3 protein-coding genes are annotated in these 5,246 nt (G+C 46.6%); all 3 read left to right on the plus strand.

Translation table 11 applies throughout. The features are described from left to right. Nucleotides 1-65: 65 nt before the first annotated feature. Complete coding sequence (locus tag AB4482_RS17400) at nucleotides 66-1,529, plus strand: MATE family efflux transporter (RefSeq protein WP_017065289.1); 1,464 nt, start codon at nucleotides 66-68, stop codon at nucleotides 1,527-1,529. 153 nt (nucleotides 1,530-1,682) lie between these two features. Then, a complete protein-coding gene (locus AB4482_RS17405; protein WP_372181320.1) occupies nucleotides 1,683-4,040 on the plus strand; it encodes a zinc/cadmium/mercury/lead-transporting ATPase in 2,358 nt (785 codons plus the stop codon). A gap of 282 nt (nucleotides 4,041-4,322) precedes the next feature. Then, entirely contained in the window at nucleotides 4,323-5,081 is a 759-nt protein-coding gene (gene udp / locus AB4482_RS17410; RefSeq protein WP_017065292.1) for a uridine phosphorylase, read from the plus strand. Nucleotides 5,082-5,246 lie beyond the last annotated feature (165 nt).

The raw sequence follows: 5,246 nt of genomic DNA on the forward strand, positions 1-5,246 counted from the left end.
ACAGTTGAACAGTTGAACAGCTGATTAGGCTTTAGCTCTTGGGTATTCCAACTTTTGGAGGTTTCATGTCAAATCAAACGGCAAAGTTTGTTGAAGGTTCAACGATGCGCCACATATTGGTGATGTCGGGGGCTGGCTCTGTCGGTTTGATGGCGTTATTTGTGGTCGATCTGCTCGACATGCTGTTTATCAGTATGCTCGGACAGGTTGAATTGGCTGCTGCGGTAGGCTTTGCAGGTACGCTGACTTTCTTTTCTACCTCCGTTTCTATCGGTACTTCCATTGCCATGGGCGCATTAGTGTCCAAAGCCATCGGCTCCAAGAATCAAGAGCACGCTCGAAACCTAAGCACCAGTATCATGCTGACTGCGTTTGTTATCAGTTCAACCATAACTGCAATCATGTTCGCTTATATTCCAGAGCTGCTAGCCGCGATAGGCGCCAAAGGCATTGCAGCCGAACGCGCTCAAGCTTACCTACAGATTTTGCTACCTAGTGGTCCATTTTTGGCGTTAGCGATGGCAGCGGGTGCGGGCTTAAGAGCGGCAGGTGATGCTAAGCGTTCGATGTGGGCAACTTTGTCTGGCGGCATTGTTAACGCGATTCTCGATCCTCTGTTTATTTTTGGTTTTGGTTGGAACATCGAAGGGGCGGCTATCGCTTCGGTTGTCGCTCGTTTCTCGGTGCTATTCTTTTCGCTTTATCCTCTTATTCGCAGCCATCAGCTGGTAGCTCCGCCTTCTTTTGTGCAATGGCGCATTAATATTCGACCAATATTGGCGATTGCGCTGCCTGCGATTATCACTAATACTGCAACGCCTATCGGTAATGCGATTGTGACAACGGGTATCGCACAATATGGTGAGGACTTTGTCGCGGGCTTTGCCGTGATAGGTCGTCTGACGCCAGTTTGTTTTGCGGTTATCTTTGCCTTGTCTGGCGCTGTGGGGCCAATCATTGGTCAGAACTTTGGTGCTGAACGCATGGACCGAGTAAAAGAAACACTCAATAACTCATTGCTGGTTACTACGGCATACACCATCGCTGTTTGTATTCTGTTGTACTTCGTTCAAGGTTATGTCATTCAAGGCTTTAGCTTACAAGGTGATGCAGCAATCATTGTGGCGGCTTTCTGTACCTATGTGGCGTTAACCTTCACCTTTAACGGTGCACTATTTGTTGCCAACACGTCTTTCAACAACCTAGGTAAACCGCTTTACTCGACAGCATTGAATTTGGGTAAAGCGACGTTAGGTACTCTGCCGTTCGTATATCTAGGTTCGCAATGGTATGGCGCTTTGGGTGTTCTCTATGGTCAAGCTTTGGGTAATGTTTTGTTCGGAATTTTAGGTATCTTGGTGCTTCGACATCATATCGCTGAACTGATGCAAGGATCTCAAGTTGATCCAGTGGAAGATGATGTGTCGATTGTCAGCTTGAACACTCAGCCATTCTGTTCACACGATGCGGTTCTTATTGATGATGTATCCGCTAACCGTGAAGAGTGTGCGGAGCTTAAATCTCAGTAAGCCATCGGCGCTGGCATAATATTTTTGTTTTCTTGAAAACTTCTTCTTGACCTTGGAGTAGCCTCCAAGGTTTATACTTTTGATGAACTTAAGGTTCTGTTGCTCGTAAGTTAGCAACAACCTCAAGGCTTTTGAGTATTAAGGAGATACATTATGTGCGCAAAACATGCAGCGTGCCGCTCAGCAAAAGTGGACGTTCAACCTCAAGCGGCAGGAGCAAGTTGCTCTAGCCCTAAAATTTCAAGCATCACAGCAGCAGGCACTTCATCTGGTTGTTGTAGCTCTTCTGCTGCTCCGTCATCGTCTGGAGATGATTGTTGTAGCTCGTCGGACAGTGGAGAAGAAGACAGTCAGTCCTCAACTTTATCTCTCGATGCCAAATTTTCGAAAAGTTGGCTGGTTGCCGGAATGGACTGCCCAGCTTGTGCAAGAAAAATAGAAAACGCGATCAGCAATATTGACGGTGTTATTCAAGCGAAGGTTCTCTTTGCTACCGAAAAGCTGGTTGTGAAATTCGATAATCAAAGCCTTGCTGACACCATTGAACAGGTCTCTATCAAAACGGGTTTCCCTCTTACGGAAGTCGGTTCAAAGAAAGAAAAACAACAACCTGAGACTTTTTGGCAAGCTCATATCCAACCTAATTTACAGATTATCGCGATTGCAGCGGCAATGCTGTTTGCAGTGCTTGTGAAAAGCACCTCACCTCAATTAAGTGAAGGCTTGTTTACGGTAACTTGTCTGCTTGGTTTATATCCGGTGGCGAAAAAAGCGGTTCAGTTGGCACGCTCAGGAACACCATTTGCTATTGAAACCTTAATGAGTGTTGCCGCGCTGGGTGCTTTGTACCTTGGCGAAACTGTGGAAGCTGCGATGGTTCTATTGTTGTTCTTGATTGGTGAGCGCTTAGAAGCGTTTGCTTCATCTCGAGCAAGAAGTGGCGTTCAAGCGCTAATGGCATTGGTACCAGAAAACGCGACTAAGATCATCAACGGCGAACGTGTAGAAGTTGCCGTCAGTGAACTGGTTCCAGGTGATGTGATTGAAGTGGCTGCGGGCTCTCGTTTACCTGCTGACGGACAATTGATTACAGACGCGGCAAGCTTTGATGAAAGTGCGTTAACCGGTGAATCTGTTCCTGTTGAACATATCGAAGGTAACAGCATCATGGCTGGCGCTGTGGTGGTCGATAAAGTGGTTCGTATCACCATCACTTCAAAACAGGGTGAGAACGCGATCGATCGTATTCTTCATCTGATTGAAGAAGCAGAATCACGTAAAGCACCACTAGAGCGATTCCTCGATAAGTTCAGCCGTTGGTACACACCGTTAATGATGGTAGTGGCTCTGTTGGTCATCATCACGCCACCATTGTTGTTTGCGCAGCCATGGGAAACATGGGTATACCGTGGCCTAGCGCTGTTATTGATTGCTTGTCCGTGTGCCTTGGTGATCTCGACTCCTGCAGCGATTACCTCTGGCTTAGCAGCAGCTGCGAAACGTGGCGCGCTCATTAAAGGCGGCGCAGCGCTAGAGCAGCTTGGCAAAATCCAAACCATCGCCTTCGATAAGACAGGCACACTGACCGAAGGTAAGCCTCAGGTTACGGATATTCAACCTCTATCGGGGTGGCAACAAGACGCGATGCTGCGTGTGGTTGGGGCGATTGAAGTTGGCTCTACTCACCCGTTGGCGCAGTCACTTGTCGCTAAAGTAAAAGACCTGAATATTGAGATTCCTGAATCACACAACAAGAAAGCGTTGATTGGTAGTGGTGTTGAAGGGGATGTTGATGGTGTTAAGTATCAGGTTCTGTCACCGTCTAAAGTCACGTTCGAACTTGGTGCCGATGTGGTTTCTCAGGTAGAAGCATTAGAAGGTGAGGGCAAGACGGTTGTGGTTGCTCTTGAGGTTAAAGATCAAGAAGAATCAACAGAGCAAGCTACGACGGTGATTGGTCTGATTGCTTGGCAAGATACGTTACGCAGTGACGCTAAGCTTGCGATTGAACGACTTAATGAATTAGGTATTCAATCTATCATGTTGACCGGCGATAATCCGCGCAGTGCAGCAGCGATCAGTAGCAAGATTGGTATGCAGTACAAGGCAAGCCTATTGCCAAGCGACAAGGTATCTTACGTTGAGGAGTTATCTCAACAGTCGCACGTGGCGATGGTCGGTGATGGCATTAATGATGCACCAGCAATGAAAACGGCGAATGTCGGCATCGCAATGGGTGGTGGTACGGATGTCGCTTTGGAAACGGCGGATTCAGCACTGACTCATAACCGTTTAACTGAGCTGCCAGCGATGATTGAACTGTCGCAAGCGACCATGAACAACATCCGTCAAAACGTAGCCCTTGCGCTTGGTTTGAAGATCGTATTCTTGGTGACAAGCTTGTTAGGTATTACCGGTTTGTGGGTGGCAGTTTTAGCGGATAGTGGTGCAACTGCATTGGTGACATTGAACGCATTGCGTCTGCTTCGATTTAAATCTAAAGCGGACTAAATCGAGCTCACCGACATAGAGCATTCTTAATATAAAAGCGCCTTTAGCGGTAATACGTTAAAGGCGCTTTTTGTCTCATTAGTATGCAACATAGGCGTGCGGATTGCTTATTTTTGTGATGCCAATCGGTTTTTTGTGAAACTTGAATTATTGTTGCGATCATTCATGTGACATGTGTCACTTCATTTTGTAATGAGCTTGGTTAGAGTGTGTTCGTACCCCACGAATTTACTATGAGCTTAAATAAGGGTAAAAAGCCCAATAAGCCAAAAGGAGCGAACTATGTCTCAAGCTGTTTTCCACTTAGGTGTTACTGAAGCAGATCTTAACGGTGCTACTCTTGCGATCATCCCTGGTGATCCTGCTCGTGTGCAAAAAATTGCAGAAGAGATGGAGAACCCAGTATTCCTTGCTAGTCACCGTGAATACACGCTTTACCGCGCAGAGCTAGACGGCAAACCAGTTGTTGTATGTTCAACAGGTATTGGTGGTCCATCGACTTCTATCGCAGTTGAAGAGCTTGCTCAACTTGGTGTTCGCACTTTCCTACGTGTTGGTACGACTGGTGCTATCCAACCTCACGTAAACGTGGGTGACATGATTGTTTCTACAGGTTCTGTTCGTCTAGACGGCGCTAGCCTACACTTTGCTCCTATGGAGTTCCCAGCAGTGGCTGACTTTGAAGTTGCAACAGCAATGAAAGCGGCAGTTGATGAATCAGGTGCAACAGTTCACATGGGCGTAACGGCATCAAGCGATACGTTCTACCCAGGTCAAGAGCGTTACGACACGTTCTCTGGTCGCGTTGTTAAGCGCTTCCAAGGCTCTATGCAAGAATGGCAAGACATGGGCGTTCTAAACTTCGAGATGGAATCTGCAACACTGCTAACTATGTGTGCAAGTTCTGGTCTGAAAGCAGGTTGTGTTGCTGGTGTAATCATCAACCGTACTCAAAAAGAGACGCCTGATCACGACACTCTAAAAGTAACAGAAGCACGTTCAATCAAAGTGGTTGTAGAAGCCGCTCGTAAAATGCTTTAAGTCTTAAAGTGCTCTGAGTTTTAGAGAGCATTAAGTCTTCAAGTGACATTAAATTTTGAAAATGGCCGCATCGTATGATGCGGCCATTTTTTTGTGCCGTCTGAAAGTAATCAATAGAGAAAACAGACAACAAAAAAGGCGAGTGACTTATACCAATCCGGAAAA

Source organism: Vibrio sp. 10N.222.55.C7 (assembly GCF_041473335.1).
GTDB lineage: Bacteria > Pseudomonadota > Gammaproteobacteria > Enterobacterales > Vibrionaceae > Vibrio > Vibrio crassostreae_C.